Here is a 19198-nt window from a genome sequence, read left to right as displayed (position 1 = left end):
TTAAATTCGTTCGTTACCTAAATGTTGACTTAGTTTGCGAACATCATTTACGTAACGATTTAACTTTTATGGGCAAACGGCTTCAAAGTGGGAAGCGATTTTAAGTGTTTGAAAAACATGTGAACAATTCATTGTTTTTATGAGTTTGGGTTAAAATATCAGTAAGTTAGCTAGCTTTTAATGCCGAAAATAACTCACTTTTGACCCATTAGTTATATTTGGATTTTATCTATAAATGTTCATTTTTTTGAATGATAAAATAAGTTTTATGATCTCGCTAGCAAAAACCTCTGGATTTGGTGAAAACTGGTGATTACGATCACAAATGATAAGGTTTTAATTTGCGGAGCAAAATTAATTGAATACACTGAGTAGGACTAAATTGAGCGACTAAAATAAGTTTCTCAAACGAATTCTAAAAAATCCTATAGGGGGAAACAACTGGTGAATATTCTAGGATATGCACAGAAGCTAGGTAAGGCGTTAATGCTACCTATCGCAACGCTTCCGATTGCGGCGCTTCTATTACGTTTAGGTCAAGGCGATCTACTTGATATTCCATTTATGGCGCAAGCCGGTGGTGCTATCTTCAGTAACCTACCATTGCTATTTGGTCTAGGTATCGCTATTGGTCTTTCTAAAGACGGTAACGGCGCAGCAGGTCTTGCTGGTGCAGTTGCTTACTTCGTTCTAACGGCGACAGCAACAACAATTAACGCTGACGTTAACATGTCTTTCTTCGGCGGTATCTTCGCAGGTATCATCGCAGGTCACTCTTACAACGCTTTCCATGCTACACGCCTTCCTGAGTGGCTGGCATTCTTCGCTGGTAAACGTTTAGTACCAATCATGGCTGGTCTATTTGCACTTGTTGCAGGTGCTGTGTCTGGTGTGGTTTGGCCTGGTGTTCAATCTGGTCTAGACGCACTGGCTCACGCAGTATCAACGTCTGGCGCTATCGGTCAATTCGTTTACGGTACTCTTAACCGTGCACTTATCCCTGTAGGTCTACACCACGTATTGAACTCATACTTCTGGTTCGGTATGGGTACATGTCAAGAAATCATCGTTGCTGGTCAAGGCGCATTCGCTAACATCACTCAACTTTGTGTTGACCCATCACTAGCTAAAACTCTAGTTGTTGGCCAAGAGCATACATTTACATTCGCTAACTCTGTAACTCCAGAAATCACTACTGTTGTTAAAGAAGTAACTGACACTGTTAAATCAGGCGACCTACACCGTTTCTTCGGTGGCGATAAAGGCGCTGGCGTATTCATGAACGGTTTCTTCCCAGTGATGATGTTCGGTCTACCAGGTGCTGCACTTGCAATGTACCTAGCAGCTCCTGCTGAAAAACGTAGCCAAGTTGGTGGTGCACTATTCTCAGTAGCATTCTGTTCATTCCTAACAGGTATCACAGAGCCGCTAGAATTCATGTTCGTATTCCTAGCTCCTGCTCTATACGCAATGCACGCTGTGTTCACTGGTCTGTCTCTAGTTGTTGCTAACATGTTTGGTACTCTGCACGGTTTCGGTTTCTCTGCTGGTCTTATCGACTTCGTATTGAACTGGGGTCTAGCAACTAAACCTCTAGTACTTCTAGCAATCGGCCTTGGTTTCGGTGCTCTATACTTCTTCACTTTCTCTTTCGCAATCCGCGCTTTCAACCTGAAATCGCCTGGTCGTGAAGATGATGAAGCTGCAGCGACTCCAGCTGGCGAGGCTCCAAAAGGCGACCTTGCACGTCAATACCTGAAAGCTCTAGGTGGTCACGAGAACCTAACTTCAATCGACGCTTGTATCACACGTCTACGTCTAACTCTTAAAGACCGCTCTGTTGCTGACGAAGCAGTTCTTAAGAAACTAGGTGCTAAAGGTGTTGTTAAGCTAGGTGAAAACAACCTACAAGTTATCCTAGGCCCTCTTGCTGAAATCGTAGCTGGCGAAATGAAAGCTATCGGTGCAGGTGAAGACCTATCTGATGTAAAACTTCCATAGTAAGGAAGTACTTAACTGAGCAGCAATAAATACTCTCAAGTAAGTGTCAAATTGAAAGCCTCCCATAAGGGCTGTCTCTTATACACAAATCCCTAAGCCACGCTTGGGGATTTTTTTGAACTATTTTTAGGTTTCATGATCTGATCATCTAAGCAATGACAAGGATGATTATCATGACCTATATAGAGCCAACCCTTTGGGCACAAAAACAGTTCGGTCAAGCCCACCTTAATGACCCTAGACGCACTCAAAGACTCGTTGCTCTCGCAGCCTCACTGGCCGAGCAGCCTGGCGTACCCGTCTCGAAACTCATTATATCCCCTGCTGAAATGGAAGGGGCTTATCGCTTCATCCGTAATGAGCAAATCAAAGCAGAAGATATCGCAGAAGCGGGTTTTTATGTCACCGCACAAGAAGCATTAGAGCAACAAACACTTCTTGCCTTAGAAGACACCACTTCTCTCAGTTACTCCCATCGCAGCATTCGAGATGAACTCGGGCACTCTAATCAAGGCAATCGACATCGCGCCATGTTTGTACACTCAACCTTACTTTTTGCTCCCGACACTCAATCTGTTATTGGTTTAATTGAACAACAGCGCTGGACTCGTGATATAGAAAAGCGAGGTCAAAGGCACCAGCATGCGACTCGACCATACAAAGAGAAAGAAAGTTATAAGTGGGAACAAGCCTCTCGCCATGTCGCTGAGCGACTTGGCGATAAAATTTCGGATGTCATTTCTGTGTGCGATAGAGAAGCCGACCTATTTGAATACCTCACTTACAAGCGAGAGCAACAACAAAGGTTCCTCGTTCGCTCAATGCAAAGCCGCTGTATTGAAGAGCACGATAATCGTCTTTATAGCTATGCTTCTACCCTGTTATCAGCCGGAGAGAAAGTGCTCGAAATACCGCAAAAAGGCGGTCGTAAAGCTCGCAAGGCTCATTTAGATATCAAATATGCCCCCGTGACACTCAAGTCTCCTGCTAACAAGAAAGAGTTCGATAACATTCCGCTTTACTACGTGGGATGTATAGAACAAGGAGAGAGTGGTAATAAGCTCGCATGGCACTTACTGACTTCAGAGCCGATAACGAGCAAGGAAGAGGCACTCAAAATCGTCAGTTATTATGAGCGGCGCTGGCTGATAGAAGATTTTCATAAAGTCTGGAAAAGTGAAGGGACTGAAGTTGAGCAACTGAGAATGCAAAGTAAGGATAACTTAGAAAGGCTCAGCGTCGTTTTGGCTTTTATCGCGACTCGGTTACTCCAGTTGAGGTTTATGAATGAATCAGACGAGTTATCTAAGAGCAGTTGTGAGCAGATATTAAAAGGCAAAGCGTGGAAGTTAATGTGGCTCAAGTTGGAGAGCAAAAAACTACCGAAAGAAGCGCCTAATATATCATGGGCTTACAACGGTATTGCTCGGTTAGGTGGTTGGAAGAATACCAAGCGAACAGGTCGCGCTTCTATAAAGACGTTATGGCAAGGATGGCTTAGGTTACAAACCATCCTTGAAGGGTATGAACTCGCCAAGTCTCTTGATTAACCAGACTTGTGATCAAGAGACAGCCCATAAGGGAGGCTTTTTTGTATCTGTAGTTTAAGGCTTTGGGATACGGTTCGTTCTATTCTTCATCGAATAGCAGAAATAATCGTAATTAACGGACGGTTCTTATTGTGCAAAGGCGAAGAATTGTGGATGATTAGCAACAATGATCTTTCTATCTAGAGCTGACGCTAAAAGTGGCGCTTGGCTAGGAGATAAAAGATAACTTTCTCTGACAATACTAAATACATAGAGGTGCTATAGATGAGTGAAGCTGAGGCTCGTCCATCGAATTTCATTCGCCAAATTATTGATAAAGATTTAGCGGATGGTACACACAGTAGCGTGCATACTCGTTTCCCGCCGGAGCCAAATGGTTACCTGCACATCGGTCACGCTAAATCTATTTGCTTGAATTTTGGTATTGCTCAGGACTACCAGGGACAATGTAATCTTCGTTTCGATGATACAAACCCTGAAAAAGAAGACGTTGAATACGTTGAGTCAATTAAGAATGATGTAAGCTGGTTAGGCTTCGAATGGTCTGGTGACATTTGTTACTCATCAAACTACTTCGATACGCTTTACGCTTATGCTGTGGAATTAATTAATAAAGGCTTAGCGTACGTTGACGAGCTAAGTCCTGAGCAGATCCGCGAATACCGTGGCACGCTAAAAGAGCCAGGTAAAGCAAGCCCATACCGCGACCGCAGCCCTGAAGAGAACCTAGCGTTATTTGAAAAAATGCGTGACGGTGGCTTTGAAGAAGGTAAAGCGTGTCTGCGTGCCAAGATCGACATGAGCTCGTCATTCATGGTAATGCGTGATCCTGTTATCTATCGTGTTCGTTTTGCTCACCACCATCAGACCGGTGACAAATGGTGCATTTACCCAATGTACGATTTCACTCACTGTATCTCTGATGCGCTGGAAGGTATTACGCACTCAATCTGTACTCTTGAGTTCCAAGATAACCGTCGTTTGTACGACTGGGTTCTAGATAACATTACGATCGATTGCCAACCTCGTCAGTACGAGTTTAGCCGTCTGAATCTTGAATACACGGTGATGTCTAAGCGTAAACTAAACCAACTTGTGGTTGAAAACCTAGTTCAAGGTTGGGATGACCCACGTATGCCGACTATCTCTGGTTTACGTCGTCGTGGTTTCACTTCTGCGTCTATTCGTGAGTTCTGTAAGCGTATCGGTGTGACTAAACAAGAGAACATGATTGAGTTCGGTTCACTTGAGTCTTGTATCCGTGATGACTTGAACGAAAATGCACCACGTGCAATGGCTGTTCTAGACCCGGTTAAGATCGTGATTGAAAACTACGATGCAGACAAGGTAGAAACACTAACAGTTGCTAACCACCCGAACAAACCTGAAATGGGTACTCGTGAAGTACCGTTTACTCGTGAAGTTTGGATCGAGCGTGATGACTTCCGTGAAGAAGCAAACAAGAAGTACAAGCGTTTGGTTCTAGGTAAAGAAGTTCGTCTACGTGGTGCTTACGTAATTAAAGCAGAGCGTATCGAGAAAGATGCAGAAGGCAACATTACAACTATCTTCTGTTCTTACGATGACGAAACGCTAGGTAAGAACCCGGCAGATGGCCGCAAAGTGAGGGGTGTTATCCACTGGGTATCTGCTGATAAAGCCCTGCCAGCTGAGATTCGTCTATACGATCGTCTATTCACTGTTGCAAACCCAGCTGCTGCGGATGATTTCGCTGCAACGATCAACCCAGAGTCTCTGGTTAAGTTGAACGGTTTTGTTGAGCCTAGCCTAGCGGAAGCCGCTGCAGAGCAAGGTTTCCAGTTTGAGCGTACAGGTTATTTCTGTGTTGATTCAAAAGACTCTAAAGCAGATGCGCTAGTATTCAACCGCACGGTTGGCCTACGTGATACTTGGGGTAAAGCTGAAGCATAATTGCTAACGCTAACAAGTTGTCTAATAAAAAACCGGCTTAGTGCCGGTTTTTTTGTATCTGAATAATGCGTGGATCTAAAGAACAATCTAGCGGACTTTCAGTCCTATATAAAAAACGCTGACCGAAGTCAGCGTTTGTTTAATTTTTCGGTTTGTGCGCGTCTGGGTTGCCTTTGCAATCACCCGTCATGCTTTTACCGTAAAGGTATAAACTGTGGTTCGTTAGCTGAACGTTATAGCGCTTCGCTATCTCTTTTTGTCTCTCTTCGATGATGTCATCAGAGAACTCGATAACTTCGCCACAATCTAGACATACTAGATGATCGTGGTGGTGCTGTGTTGAAAGTTCAAATACAGACTTACCGCCTTCGAAGTGGTGGCGAGTTACAATGCCAGCATCATCGAATTGGTTTAATACTCGATAAACGGTCGCAAGCCCGATCTCTTCACCTAAGTCGATCAGCTTTTTATATAAATCTTCAGCACTAATATGTTGGCAGTCTGGTTGTTGTAATACTTCTAAAATTTTGAGCCTTGGGAGGGTCACTTTAAGACCAGCATCTTTTAGCGCTTGATTATTGTCTGACATATACTTTCCTGTTGATGATCTGCAGCAATTAACAGAATTCAATATTAATACCATTATAGTTTAGTCAGGCATAACAATAAACCACGAACTTCAAAGGGTTACTAATCAACATCACAATCTGTTTTGTAAATTGGAAGTATCTCACTTATAGTGGAGGTACGACCAGTCAGGATGGCGGTAATTCTAATATGGACACAGAATGTTGTTATGAATAAGCAACTTGCAAAAATATACAAACCAAACATCGTAAAATTCGCTCTTAATATTTGGCCTCCATTTTGGGGAGCAGGGATAAAGATAGCCCATATTAGTTCGGATTTTAGGGTAGTAAAAACAGTGCTTAAGTTGCGTTGGTGGAACAAAAATGCCAATCGTACTCAGTATGGCGGTAGCATATTTTCCCTCACGGATCCTGTTTACTCATTGATGTTAATGGGAATTTTAGGTGAAAGGTATTATGTGTGGGACAAAGAGGCGAGCATTAACTTCATCAAACCTGGTCAGTCAGATTTGTATGCAGACTTTGAAATAAGCCAAGGTCAGCTTGACGAAATTTACCGTCAGACTCAACTTGGTGAGAAGTGTTTTCCTGAGTTTATTATTTATGTCAAAGATAAACAGGGTAATGTGGTTTCAGAAATTCAGCGTACACTTTATGTCAGAAAGAAGCCACAATTCAGAGATGATGACGAAGCACTAGAAGCAGAGTGCTAATTTAACCTATATAGACAAATAGAAAAAAACCTCCAATTAGGAGGTTTTTACATATCTAGAGAGTTGTCACTAATTGTAACAATGGACAACTACCAGAGAATTAGTCTTCAAGCTCTGCTAGGCACATCTCTTCGTGGATTTGTTTAACCCAGTTAGATACACGCTCATCAGTTAGCTCTGGTTGACGGTCTTCGTCGATACATAGACCAACGAATTGGCTGTCATCGCCTTCAACTAGACCTTTAGATGCTTCGAACTCGTAGCCTTCAGTAGAAGTGTAACCTAGGATAGTACCGCCTTTCGCTTCAACGATGTCACGGATAGTACCCATAGCATCACAGAAGTATTCTGCGTAATCTTCTTGGTCACCACAACCAAAGATAGCAACAAGCTTAGTTGAGAAATCAATAGCTTCTAGCTCTGGGAAGAAATCATCCCAATCACATTGTGCTTCGCCGTAGTACCACGTAGGGATACCAAGCAGCAGTAGATCGAAGTTATCGATATCTTCTTTGCTGCTTTTTGCAATGTCTTGAACGTGAACGAGCTGTTTGCTCAATTGCTTTTGAATCATCTTAGCAACAGCTTCAGTGTTACCTGTATCGCTACCAAAGAAGAGACCTACACTTGCCATAGAATCATTACCTTTCATTTTGTCTGTTGTCGGTGTAATAAAGTTCGGAGGGGAATCGTTAGATCCCAGCTCCTTCCCAGCTTAGTTGGATTATCCCTTTGGCGATAAAACCTGCACAGCCAAGGAAAAGTACTAACCACACAATGCGACGACCAAATGGAGGAACATTTCCTTGCTTGAGAACGTCCTTAATTGCCATACCGATCAAAAAGAAAATCGCGGCAAATAGGAGATCTAAACCAACAGATTCAATGATGTTCATGTAGTCGTAAAGCATGGGAACCTTATATACCAATTTTGCTTGGGCGCACTATATCACTGTTGCGAGATAAAGTTAATGTGCAGTGATTACTCAGCTCTCATTTATCTGCATGAAAAAGCGCACTTAAGCGATGAATTTTCGAATTGCTCTCAGCACTTCAGCTGGCTTTTCTGCGTGTAGCCAGTGGCCGGTATTCGCAATAACGTGCGCCTTTGCGTTAGAAAATTGCTGTTGGACCGCAGTTTGGTGCTCAGCCGTGAGGTAGTCAGAATCCCCACCTTTTATTAGTAAGGTTTTGACTGAGGTTTTGTCGATCGGTTCCCAACCAATAATGTGTGGGTAGTTGCTCATTAACGAAGCGACGTTAAAGCGCCACTCCATAATGCCTTCTTCTGACTTGAACAGTGATTTTGTTAAGAATTGGCGAACACCGTCTATTTCGATATGTTTGGCGAGCACTTTAAGTGCTTCGGCACGAGATCCTGGCTTTTCTTCAATGACCGCTTGAAGGCCTGCGAATACGTTGTCGTGACGGCTTTGGGTGTAAGCGACTGGTGCCATGTCCAATACAATCAGTTTACGTAGCTCTAGGTGTTGGGTAAGCGCCATAGCAACTTTTCCGCCCATCGAGTGACCTATGACAGTGACGTCATTCAGCTCGAGATCTTTCAACAGTTGAGCGACATCTTGTGCCATCGTTTGGTAATTATGGGTATCACTGTGGAAGGATTGTCCGTGGTTACGAAGATCGATACTCAGTACCTGATGATCGGTTTTTAGATCCCTGGCTAGCAAGCCTAGGTTGTCCAGATTACCGAATAATCCATGGATCAAAACTATGGTGTGACCCTCACCTTCGATTTTATAGTTGAGCTGTACTGACATTTTTATCTTATTCATGGTGGGTTTGACGTAGAGTATCCGCGCGGATCTCGCTATAATCCCCCTGAGTTTAAACATTGAGATTGTGAAAAGCGAATGAAAACAATTGAGGTTGATGAGGACCTATACCGTTTTATTGCGGGTCAGACAGAACGTATTGGCGAAAGCGCTTCAGATATTCTGCGCCGCTTGTTACAGGTTGATAGCCAAGGCATGGCTCCGATCGAAGAGATCGTAGAGCCGAAAGGTATCGTTGTTAGCAAAGAGGTAGGCTTTACTCCAGAGAAGTTCGATGGCGTTAAAGAAATGCGCTCACTACTAATATCAGATGAGTTTGCGTCATTAAAGAAAGCCATTGATCGTTTCATGCTAGTGTTATCAACACTGCATAAAATCGACCCTTTAAGCTTTTCAGAAGCAACTCAAGTAAAAGGCCGCAAGCGTGTTTACTTTGCAGACAACGAAGCGACGTTACTAGCAAACGGTAACACGACGAAGCCTAAAGCCATTCCACAAAGTCCTTTTTGGGTTATTACAAATAATAATACTAGCCGTAAAAGACAGATGGTTGAGCAGCTTATGAGCCGCATGAATTTCCAAGCAGAATTGATTGAAAAAGTAACAGGTTCAATTTAACGAAATCTGATTTAAACCTCATAATATCCATGGATAAGAAGATATTATGAGGTTTTTTTGTTTTTAAATTTTATATATATAAGGATGTCGAAAAATGGCTATGCACCCTCGTGCTGGGCAAAAAGCTCAGCAGGAAGATCTTCATAATATTCCGGCTTTAGTGGCTAACTATTTCTTACAGCAACCGGATGCGACTAACCCAGATCACAAGGTACTATTCGGTACTTCAGGTCACCGCGGTACAGCAGACAAATCAACATTTAACGAAAACCACATTTTAGCGATTGCACAAGCAGTGGCTGAGGTGCGTGCTGAGCAGGGTACAACAGGCCCGCTTTTCTTAGGTAAAGATACGCACGCGCTATCTGAACCTGCATTTTCTACGGTAATCGAAGTACTTGTAGCGAACGGTGTTGAAGTTATTATTCAAGAAAACAACGGCTTTACTCCAACACCGGGTATCTCGTATGCGATTCTTACGCACAACCTAGTGAATGACAAAAAAGCCGACGGCATCGTTATCACACCTTCACACAACCCACCTCAAGATGGCGGTATCAAATACAACCCGACACACGGTGGTCCTGCTGAAGCTGAATTGACTCTAGCGATTGAAGACCGTGCGAACGTGATCATTGCTGAGCAAATGCAAGGTGTTAAACGCACTCCTATCGCACAGGCTAAACAGTCTGAGTTAGTGAAAGAAGTCGATCTTGTTGCGCCATACGTTGCTGATTTGGTTAATGTGGTTGATATGGAAGCTATCCAGAAAGCGAACATCAAAATTGGTGTTGATCCTCTGGGCGGAAGCGGCATCGATTACTGGCGTCAAATTGGTAAAGCGTACAACTTAGACCTTACTTTGGTAAGTGAAGCGGTTGACCCTTCTTTCCAATTCATGTCTCTAGATAAAGATGGCGTGGTTCGTATGGACTGTTCTTCACCATACGCAATGGCAGGCTTGCTAGCGCTTAAAGATGAGTACGCACTAGCGTTTGGTAACGACCCAGATTACGATCGTCACGGTATTGTTACGCCTAAAGGCCTAATGAACCCTAACCACTTCCTAGCGGTTTGTATCGACTACCTATACCGTAACCGTGAAGGTTGGGGTAAAGAGGTTGCTGTTGGTAAAACTTTGGTATCAAGTGCATTGATTGACCGTGTTGTTGCTGATCTAGGTCGTGAACTTTGTGAAGTGCCAGTTGGTTTCAAATGGTTTGTTGATGGCTTATACAACGGTCAGTTTGGTTTCGGTGGCGAAGAGAGTGCGGGTGCATCTTTCTTACGTAAAGACGGAACGCCTTGGTCAACAGATAAAGACGGCCTAATTCTTTGCCTATTGGCGGCTGAGATCACTGCGGTGACAGGTAAGAACCCACAAGAGTACTACGAAGAGCTAGCGGCAAAACACGGCGAATCTAAGTACAACCGTATTCAAGCGGTAGCAAATGGTGCACAAAAAGATGTGCTCAAGAAGCTATCTCCAGAGATGGTATCTGCTGAAACACTTGCTGGTGATGCGATTACTGCTCGCTTGACGCATGCTCCAGGTAATGGCGCTGCAATTGGTGGCCTTAAAGTGACAACTGAGAATGGTTGGTTTGCTGCTCGTCCATCGGGCACGGAAGACATCTACAAAATCTACTGTGAGAGCTTTAAAGGTGAAGAACACCTAAAAGCGATTGAAGCAGAAGCTCAAGAGATTGTTAACCAAGTCTTTGCTGCTGCAGGTCTATAATCGAATACGATTCATAGAGTTATAAAGCAAATAATGGAAGGGTTGATGTGAAAGCATCAGCCCTTTTTAGTTGGTCGCATTGTGAATAAGAAAGGAAGGATAAACGAGAGCGTCTAACCATGTGGCCAACTTTGTGGCATCACAAACCAGAATTGACCCGACTTAGTTTGTCCATGAACGAAGCGGTCACCAAATTCGGTGATAGGTTCACCGCTGAAATCATCCGTTCCTGCGGCCCATTGTTCTTTGGTTAAAGGATAGAGTGTATCGGTGATCTGGTGAGCCTGATTTTGATAGCACCAAAATCCGTTTACCTGGCTTGGGTTAATGTCGTACCCCAGACACTCCGTAGGTACGTTTTGTTCTAGAAATGGGTTGGTATAGAGGCGACCTTGCATCAAAAGGTGTTTTGAGTCGACATCGATCTCCGGGTACTGTTCAACAAAGGCGGCTGAAGATGACATACCAAGCTGGTGGCTGAGCATTCTATCGAGCTTTTTGTCTAATTGGTCATGAGAGTTTGGACCAAACCATGTTTGCTCGTGAAGTAGGTAAAACTTAATTGCCACTTCCCAGTGTTCTAATTTTTCGCTACTTGTGTCTTCCAGGATAAAGTCGATTGCGCCGAGTGTTCGTCCCTCAACATTAATCTGGATCTCATCGTGCTTGATTGAATAACTATCCGAAGTGGTGATGACTTGTTCACATAGGTGTTGATAGAGGAAGCCTAATCTAGGGTTTCCATCATAAGTATGTGCATCGTCAAGCTTTTGGTGGTTTGAGAACACAGTGAGATCAGAAATGGGCGGTTTGATTTCTAGTAGCGGTGGCGAGCTAATCACCCATTGGTAAAAGCGTTGCAGTTCGGTCATCGGTTCCTCATAAACTTCAGTCATCTGTTCTCTAGAAACAGAGTGGAAGGGCTTTCGACATTTTACCCGTAAATTGATATAACGACGTTATTATAAAGGTAAGCTGGAAATAAAAATGAATAACTTACAATTAGAAAAGCTACTTAACGAAAAACTGCAGCCACAGCAGATTAAAGATTACTGCCCAAACGGTCTTCAAGTAGAAGGCACTGCTGAGGTAAAGCGTATCGTTACTGGTGTAACGGCTTCACAAGCTTTGATCAATAAAGCGGTTGAGCTAAAGGCTGACGCTTTGTTAGTTCACCATGGTTTCTTTTGGAAAGGTGAGCCGGAAGCGATTCGCGGCATGAAAGGTAAGCGTATTCGTACCTTGATTAAAAACGATATCAACCTATTAGGCTACCACCTTCCTCTTGATATTCACCCTGAGCTTGGTAACAACGCAAAATTGGCTGAGTTACTTGAGATCGATGTTGAAGGTGGTTTGGAAGGGCACCCTCAGTCAGTCGCTATATTTGGTAGATTAAAGACACCGATGACTGGTGCTGAGTTCGCAGCAAAAATTGATCAAGTACTGAATCGTAAGCCGCTACATATTGCTCCTGAAAACGCAGATAAAATGATTGAAACGGTAGGTTGGTGTACTGGCGGCGGTCAAGATTACATTGAACTTGCAGCCTCTCAAGGTATCGACGCATTTATCTCTGGTGAAATTTCTGAGCGCACAACTTACTCGGCTCGCGAGCAAGACATCCATTATTTTGCTGCAGGTCACCATGCGACAGAACGCTACGGTGTTAAAGCACTAGGTGAATGGTTAGCAAAAGAGCACGGCTTGGATGTCGAGTTTATCGATATTGATAATCCGGTATAAGAGCAGATGCGATATGAGGGGGACGAGTAAATAGCATTCGTCATTCCCTAGACTGACGAAGGAGGGAGTAGGGAATCTCTTTGGGCTATCTACTCGTTGAATGAGATCCTCAACTCGCTCAATGGTATGGACTCCCCACCTCAACTGACAGCGTCAGCTAAAGTTACAGGTGCGAACCAAAAACAGGAGCCCATACCATGAATAAATTTAACACAATCTCGATTGATTTAGCCAAATCCGTCTTTCAAGTCGCGGTATTTAACCGCCATGGCAAGCGTAAGTTGAACCAAGCTATGTCTAAAAAGAAAATGCTAACGGTCATCAGCCAACACCCTGACGCAACCATTTGCATAGAGGCCTGTGCAGCATCTCATTATTGGGGACGAACGTTTCAAAGCCGTGGTCATACCGTCAAAATGATACCTCCCCAAAAAGTGAAGCCGTATCGCAGTGGTAATAAGAACGATGCTAATGATGCTATCGCGATTTACGAAGCTTCCTTACGCTCCGATATTCATGCTGTACCTGTAAAAACACCGGAGCAGCAAGATATCGCAATGCTGCTGAGTTTAAGACAAAGCTATATAAAACAACGCACGGCAGTAAGTCTACGTATCCGTGGCTATGCAGCGGAATGTGGCATTACCTTCCCACAAGGAGCCAATAAACTGCGAGAACTACTCCCTTTCGTTATCGAAGATATGGAGAATGAATTAACACCGACAACTCGATTCGTTCTCCGAGAATTACATGCTCAGCTACTAAATCTTGATGAGCCTATCGAGAGAGTTGAATCGCAACTTATAGACTTTGCAAAGCAAATACCCGCTTGCCAGTTATTAATCACTTTACGAGGTGTACGTTGGGTGATTGCAAGTGCCATTTTTTCCCGTCTGGGTGACGCTTCGGCCTATAGAAATGGTCGAGGAGCTAGTGCGAGCTTAGGTTTAGTTCCGGCTCATACTGGCAGTGGTGGTAAGAACAAAAACCACGGAATAAGTAAATCAGGTGATAAAACCTTACGCTCTCTTGTCGTTCATGGAGCAAGAGCGGTGGTAGCGAATATCCGAGATAAAGAAGATCGCTTAAGTTGCTGGATACGAAACTTATTAGAAAGAAAGTCGTTTAACCAAGTGGTTGTCGCCCTTGCGAACAAAACGATCAGAATGGCTTGTGCCATGCTGAAAAGCAATCAATCTTATAATGAGACGTTAATCGCTTAACAGTTGATTTTATAAGGTTAAGGGAGACATCAATCCCCCCATGTAAGCAAGTAAATTATGGTAAAGAGTAAGCATAGCAAGCAAAAGAAACTCTGAGAGGGACGAAGGTGATAATACACCACACGCTCGATAAGAACTTTTGCTGAGTGGATTAAGCCATAGAGGTTCGGGGTAGCTCCCCATACAGAAACCGAATATACGTGCACTTGCATACCTTTACTCGTTTCCTTGCAATACTAGGGGAGTCCATATACGTTCCTCGTTCTTGAGGATGACAGAGTTGCGAGCATATAAAAGAAAAGGGTTGATGCTTTCACATCAACCCTTTTAACAATTGTACTTTAATCGCAATTATTCACGTTCGTGAAGTGCTTTAAAGTCACGTTGCTCTTCACCAGTGTATAGTTGACGAGGACGACCGATACGGTTTGTTGGGTCGCTGTGCATTTCGTTCCAGTGTGCAATCCAACCGATAGTACGAGACATCGCGAAGATTACTGTAAACATAGACACTGGAATGCCGATAGCTTTCAGAATGATACCTGAGTAGAAGTCTACGTTCGGGTATAGCTTCTTAGACACAAAGTATTCATCAGAAAGAGCGATACGCTCAAGTTCCATTGCTACGTCAAGTAGTGGATCTTGGATGTTTAGCTCTTTAAGTACTTCGTGACACGCTTCGCGCATTACTGTTGCACGTGGATCGTAGTTCTTGTAAACGCGGTGACCGAAGCCCATCAAACGGAATGGGTCATCTTTGTCTTTCGCTTTTGCAACATACTCTTCAATGTTATCTACGCTACCGATCTCTTCAAGCATACGTAGACATGCTTCGTTTGCACCACCGTGAGCTGGGCCCCAAAGTGACGCGATACCTGCTGCGATACAAGCAAACGGGTTAGCACCAGATGAACCAGATAAACGTACTGTAGATGTAGAAGCGTTTTGTTCGTGGTCTGCGTGTAGGGTGAAAATCTTATCCATTGCACGAGCTACGATAGGGTTTACTTCGTACTCTTCACATGGGTTTGCAAACATCATGTGTAGGAAGTTTTCAGCGTAGCTTAGGTCGTTGCGTGGGTAGATAAACGGCTGACCAATAGAATATTTGTAACACATTGCTGCCAGTGTTGGCATTTTTGAAATTAGACGGTAAGCCGCAATTTCACGGTGTGTATCGTTGTTGATATCAAGTGAGTCGTGGTAGAACGCTGCTAGAGCGCCTACTACACCACACATTACAGCCATGGGGTGAGCATCACGACGGAAGCCGTGGAAGAAACTAGCAATTTGCTCGTGTACCATAGTGTGACGTGTCACGGTAGTCTTGAACTTTTCGTATTCAGCTCGAGATGGGGCTTCACCGTAAAGAAGTATGTAACATACTTCTAAGTAATCAGCGTTATTGGCAAGTTGGTCAATTGGATAACCACGGTGTAAAAGGATACCTTTACCACCGTCAATAAAAGTGATTTGAGACTCACAAGATGCAGTGGCAAGAAAACCAGGGTCAAAAGTGAAAAAACCATTAGATCCTAGTGTACGAACATCGATCACTGGAGTACCTAGTACACCTTCTGTAATCGGCAGCTCGATTGGCGCTTGACCTTCAATGTGAAGGGTAGCTTTCTTATCCGCCATAACAATCTCCTTTGTTTATTATTTAATCCGTCCAGGATGTTTATGAGCCATTTTTTTACTGGTCTTACGTGGGAAAGTCAATTTTTCTGCAGCTTTGTGTGCACTTGTTAGTATTTTTCACATTAAATTCGTTAAAAATCTGGTCTGTGTAGCATTATTTGTTGCGTCAATTGTATTAGAATGTTGCGAGCCGTATAGTGGCGATGAAAAATTTGGTTAAAAGCTTATAAATGCAAGGCTAAGAAGAAATGTGAGGTGTCTATCTTAACCGTGCCGTTAACAATTTTTTTACAATTATCTAAGGCTCAACTTCAGTTATTTGTTAAGTTAATGTTAAATTTTGAAGGTTTGCGATCAAATTTTGTCCATAACAATATCATAAGGTTATTTAATGACCATAATGCTCAATGGAGCTGAGTGAGCAAGCCCGTGAAAGAAAGAAAGACAAGACCTGTTAATTTAGATTTACAGACCATCCACTTTCCGATCACTGCAATAGCTTCCATCCTACACCGTGTGTCTGGGGTGATTACTTTTGTTGCGATTGGAATTTTGCTTTGGTTACTATCCATTTCCCTCTCATCCCCAGTAGGCTTTATGGAAGCTAGCGACATTGTCGACGGTTTCTTCGTGAAGTTTATTCTGTGGGGCATTTTAACCGCTTTGGCTTACCACATTGCTGGTGGTATTCGTCACCTTCTTATGGACTTAGGTCACTTTGAAGAGCTGGAATCTGGCGCGAAGAGCGCTAAGGTTGCATTCGCAGCGACAGCGGTATTGTCTCTACTAGCGGGGATCTTAGTATGGTAAACAACGTTTCGACATTTGGCCGTAATGGCGTTCACGATTTCTTATTGATTCGTGCAACTGCAATCATTATGACGCTATATACAATTTATTTGGTGAGCTTTTGTGCCTTCACCGATATCTCTTACGTATCATGGACTCAGTTCTTTGGTGGAACCTTCACTAAAGTATTTACCATGTTAGCGCTTACTTCGGTTCTTGTTCACGCTTGGATCGGTTTGTGGCAAGTGCTAACCGACTACATCAAGTGCGCTAAACTGCGTGTTGGCCTTCAAGTAGGTGTAGTTGCGGTTCTTCTTGGATATTTCTTCTCTGGTCTATTTATTTTGTGGGGTGCGTAAGTGACTATTCCTGTTCGTGAGTTTGATGCCGTAGTTATCGGCGCTGGTGGTGCTGGTATGCGTGCCGCACTGCAAATTTCAGAGCAAGGCCTATCATGTGCATTGCTTTCTAAAGTTTTCCCAACTCGTTCTCATACCGTATCTGCTCAAGGTGGTATTACGGTTGCGCTAGGTAATGCGCACGAAGATCACTGGGAACAACACATGTACGACACAGTAAAAGGTTCTGATTACATCGGTGACCAAGATGCTATCGAATACATGTGTAAAAATGGCCCAGAATCAGTTATTGAACTAGAAAAAATGGGTCTTCCATTTTCTCGTTTCGACAACGGCACCATTTACCAACGTCCTTTTGGTGGCCAATCGAAAAACTTTGGTGGTGAGCAAGCGGCTCGTACCGCTGCAGCAGCTGACCGTACTGGTCACGCATTGCTACACACGCTTTACCAACAAAACATCAAACACAAAACAACCGTGTTCTCTGAGTGGTACGCGCTTGATCTTGTGAAGAATGAAGACGGTGCCATTCTTGGTACAACAGCACTTTGCATGGAAACAGGCGAAGTATGCTACTTTAAAGCAAAAGCAACAGTCCTAGCAACTGGTGGTGCTGGTCGTATCTACGCATCAACAACTAACGCACACATCAATACTGGTGACGGTGTGGGTATGGCGATTCGTGCCGGCGTGCCTATGCAAGACATCGAAATGTGGCAGTTCCACCCAACGGGTATTGCCGGTGCGGGGACGCTTGTAACAGAGGGTTGCCGTGGTGAAGGCGGCTATCTCCTTAACAAAGATGGCGAACGTTTTATGGAGCGTTACGCTCCAAACGCGAAAGACTTAGCGGGTCGTGACGTTGTTGCTCGTTCAATGATGGTAGAAATCCGTGAAGGCCGTGGTTGTGACGGCCCTTGGGGTCCACACATTAAACTGAAACTGGACCACCTAGGTAAAGAAACACTGGAGTCTCGTCTACCTGGTGTATGTGAACTGTCTCGTACATTCGCACACGTTGATCCAGTAAAAGAGCCGATCCCAGTGATCCCAACATGTCATTACATGATGGGTGGTGTACCAACACAAGTTTCCGGCCAAGCGATTAAGCAGGGTACAGATGGTAGCGATGTAGAGGTACAAGGTCTATTCGCTTGTGGTGAGATTGCTTCAGTATCCGTACACGGTGCTAACCGTTTAGGTGGTAACTCACTGCTTGACTTGGTTGTATTCGGTCGTGCGACAGGTCTACACCTAGGTGAGACACTGAAGAAGCAAGCGGATGCGAAGCCAGCAACGGAAGAAGATATCGCTCGTTCTCTAGAGCGCTACAACCGTTGGGAAAACAGCACAGACGGTGAAGATCCAGCGCAAATCCGTAAAGACCTACAGCAATGTATGCAGAACAACTTCTCTGTATTCCGTGAAGGCAAAGCAATGGCTGAGGGCTTAGAAGAGCTTAAAGCGATTCGTGAGCGTCTGAAAAATGCACATTTGTCTGATAAGTCTACGGAGTTCAATACCCAGCGCGTCGAATGTCTTGAGCTTGATAACTTGATGGAAACGGCTTTTGCAACAGCATTTGCGGCTAATTACCGCACAGAAAGTCGTGGTGCACATGCTCGTTTTGACTTCCCCGATCGTGATGATGAACAGTGGCTGTGCCACTCTCTCTACAACCCTGAGTCAGAGAGTATGAGCAAACGAGGTGTAAACATGGAGCCTATCCATCGTGAAGCATTCCCACCAAAAGCACGCACGTACTAAGGAGACATGACCATGAAATTGACTTTCTCTTTGTATCGTTACAATCCAGACGTCGATTCGAAGCCTTACATGCAGGATTACACACTAGAGGTGGAAGAAGGCTCAGACATGATGCTTCTGGATGCGCTCATTCTATTGAAAGAGCAGGATCCGACCATCGCTTTCCGTCGCTCATGCCGCGAAGGTGTATGTGGTTCAGACGGCCTAAATATGAACGGTAAAAACGGCCTTGCGTGTATCACGCCACTGTCAACTCTTAGTAGCAAGGATAAAATTATTGTTCGCCCACTGCCGGGTCTACCTGTTATTCGTGACCTGATTGTTGATATGACTCAGTTCTATGATAACTACGAAAAAGTAAAACCATTCTTAGTGTCTGATGGTAACACACCACCGGCACGTGAAAACTTACAAAGCCCTGATGAGCGTGCTCATTTAGATGGACTGTACGAATGTATCATGTGTGCATGTTGTACAACGTCATGCCCATCGTTCTGGTGGAACCCTGACAAGTTCATCGGACCAGCAGGCCTACTTGCCGCGTACCGTTGGCTAATTGACAGCCGAGATACTGCAACAGATGAACGTTTGTCTGATCTTGATGATGCATTTAGCGTTTTTCGTTGCCATGGCATCATGAATTGTGTAAGTGTTTGTCCTAAGGGATTAAATCCGACGAAAGCGATTGGTCACATCAAGACCATGTTAGTGAATCGTTCGGTTTAAGTTATA

The 19198-nt window shown here is 44.0% G+C and carries 18 protein-coding genes; 12 read left to right on the top strand and 6 right to left on the bottom strand.

The annotated features are described in order from the left end of the window. The first annotated feature begins 486 nt into the window (after nucleotides 1-486). From nagE to glnS, 3 genes are all read left to right on the top strand, one after another. Nucleotides 487-2001, top strand: coding sequence for an N-acetylglucosamine-specific PTS transporter subunit IIBC (gene nagE, locus OCV52_RS11565; RefSeq protein WP_233090440.1), 1515 nt, complete (start codon nucleotides 487-489; stop codon nucleotides 1999-2001). A 173-nt stretch (nucleotides 2002-2174) separates the two neighbouring features. Beyond that, on the top strand, nucleotides 2175-3551 hold the full coding sequence (locus OCV52_RS11560) for an IS4 family transposase (protein WP_261900842.1): 1377 nt from the start codon (nucleotides 2175-2177) through the stop codon (nucleotides 3549-3551). Between the two features lie 264 nt (nucleotides 3552-3815). Beyond that, nucleotides 3816-5483 carry a glutamine--tRNA ligase gene (gene glnS / locus OCV52_RS11555; protein WP_137409130.1) on the top strand — a complete coding sequence of 556 codons (1668 nt, stop codon included), beginning with the start codon at nucleotides 3816-3818 and terminating at the stop codon, nucleotides 5481-5483. A 139-nt stretch (nucleotides 5484-5622) separates the two neighbouring features. Here the strand turns inward: glnS and fcrX are convergent, their stop codons facing one another. After that, a complete protein-coding gene (gene fcrX / locus OCV52_RS11550) occupies nucleotides 5623-6072 on the bottom strand; it encodes a ferric iron uptake transcriptional regulator FcrX (protein WP_004737897.1) in 450 nt (149 codons plus the stop codon). A 207-nt stretch (nucleotides 6073-6279) separates the two neighbouring features. Here fcrX and OCV52_RS11545 point away from each other — a divergent pair, with 207 nt between their 5' ends. Further along, nucleotides 6280-6786: a DUF4442 domain-containing protein gene (locus OCV52_RS11545; RefSeq protein WP_004737898.1), complete on the top strand. Its 507-nt coding sequence runs from the start codon at nucleotides 6280-6282 to the stop codon at nucleotides 6784-6786. 100 nt (nucleotides 6787-6886) lie between these two features. Here OCV52_RS11545 and fldA read toward each other — a convergent pair whose 3' ends face one another. The 3 genes from fldA to OCV52_RS11530 form a co-directional block, all read right to left on the bottom strand. Then, a complete protein-coding gene (gene fldA, locus OCV52_RS11540; RefSeq protein WP_004737899.1) occupies nucleotides 6887-7420 on the bottom strand; it encodes a flavodoxin FldA in 534 nt (177 codons plus the stop codon). Nucleotides 7421-7478: 58 nt separating this feature from the next. Then, nucleotides 7479-7697, bottom strand: coding sequence for a DUF2788 domain-containing protein (locus OCV52_RS11535; protein ID WP_137409129.1), 219 nt, complete (start codon nucleotides 7695-7697; stop codon nucleotides 7479-7481). A 108-nt stretch (nucleotides 7698-7805) separates the two neighbouring features. Beyond that, nucleotides 7806-8567, bottom strand: coding sequence for an alpha/beta fold hydrolase (locus OCV52_RS11530; RefSeq protein ID WP_137409128.1), 762 nt, complete (start codon nucleotides 8565-8567; stop codon nucleotides 7806-7808). A 93-nt stretch (nucleotides 8568-8660) separates the two neighbouring features. Between OCV52_RS11530 and seqA the strand changes: the two genes are divergently transcribed. Further along, nucleotides 8661-9200, top strand: a complete 540-nt coding sequence (gene seqA, locus OCV52_RS11525; protein WP_017061953.1) for a replication initiation negative regulator SeqA — start codon at nucleotides 8661-8663, stop codon at nucleotides 9198-9200. A 94-nt stretch (nucleotides 9201-9294) separates the two neighbouring features. Then, nucleotides 9295-10941, top strand: a complete 1647-nt coding sequence (gene pgm / locus OCV52_RS11520) for a phosphoglucomutase (alpha-D-glucose-1,6-bisphosphate-dependent) (protein ID WP_137409127.1) — start codon at nucleotides 9295-9297, stop codon at nucleotides 10939-10941. Between the two features lie 113 nt (nucleotides 10942-11054). On the opposite strand, the gene OCV52_RS11515 is transcribed toward pgm, so the two are convergent. Next, nucleotides 11055-11813, bottom strand: a complete 759-nt coding sequence (locus OCV52_RS11515) for a DUF1853 family protein (protein WP_137409131.1) — start codon at nucleotides 11811-11813, stop codon at nucleotides 11055-11057. 115 nt (nucleotides 11814-11928) lie between these two features. Here OCV52_RS11515 and OCV52_RS11510 point away from each other — a divergent pair, with 115 nt between their 5' ends. Together OCV52_RS11510 and OCV52_RS11505 are read left to right on the top strand one after the other, a co-directional pair. Further along, on the top strand, nucleotides 11929-12687 hold the full coding sequence (locus tag OCV52_RS11510; RefSeq protein WP_137409126.1) for a Nif3-like dinuclear metal center hexameric protein: 759 nt from the start codon (nucleotides 11929-11931) through the stop codon (nucleotides 12685-12687). 197 nt (nucleotides 12688-12884) lie between these two features. Then, on the top strand, nucleotides 12885-13910 hold the full coding sequence (locus tag OCV52_RS11505) for an IS110 family RNA-guided transposase (protein WP_137409202.1): 1026 nt from the start codon (nucleotides 12885-12887) through the stop codon (nucleotides 13908-13910). Between the two features lie 351 nt (nucleotides 13911-14261). On the opposite strand, the gene OCV52_RS11500 is transcribed toward OCV52_RS11505, so the two are convergent. Then, a complete protein-coding gene (locus tag OCV52_RS11500; RefSeq protein WP_004737907.1) occupies nucleotides 14262-15551 on the bottom strand; it encodes a citrate synthase in 1290 nt (429 codons plus the stop codon). A gap of 417 nt (nucleotides 15552-15968) precedes the next feature. On the opposite strand from OCV52_RS11500, the gene sdhC reads away from it, so the two are divergent. From sdhC to OCV52_RS11480, 4 genes are read left to right on the top strand one after another with little or no spacing between them, the layout of a single operon-like run. Next, entirely contained in the window at nucleotides 15969-16361 is a 393-nt protein-coding gene (gene sdhC / locus OCV52_RS11495; protein WP_019820486.1) for a succinate dehydrogenase cytochrome b556 subunit, read from the top strand. Next, complete coding sequence (gene sdhD, locus OCV52_RS11490) at nucleotides 16355-16699, top strand: succinate dehydrogenase, hydrophobic membrane anchor protein (protein ID WP_004737911.1); 345 nt, start codon at nucleotides 16355-16357, stop codon at nucleotides 16697-16699. The genes sdhC and sdhD overlap by 7 nt, the downstream gene beginning before the upstream one ends. Beyond that, on the top strand, nucleotides 16700-18466 hold the full coding sequence (gene sdhA / locus OCV52_RS11485) for a succinate dehydrogenase flavoprotein subunit (RefSeq protein WP_137407939.1): 1767 nt from the start codon (nucleotides 16700-16702) through the stop codon (nucleotides 18464-18466). A 12-nt stretch (nucleotides 18467-18478) separates the two neighbouring features. Beyond that, the gene (locus tag OCV52_RS11480; protein ID WP_063523935.1) at nucleotides 18479-19192 is read left to right on the top strand and encodes a succinate dehydrogenase iron-sulfur subunit; all 714 of its coding nucleotides are present in this window, start codon (nucleotides 18479-18481) and stop codon (nucleotides 19190-19192) included. Nucleotides 19193-19198: the final 6 nt, after the last annotated feature.

It is taken from the genome of Vibrio chagasii (assembly GCF_024347355.1).
GTDB lineage: Bacteria > Pseudomonadota > Gammaproteobacteria > Enterobacterales > Vibrionaceae > Vibrio > Vibrio chagasii.
Note: the sequence above shows the minus strand (reverse complement) of the source record. Positions and strands in the feature narration are given on the sequence as shown.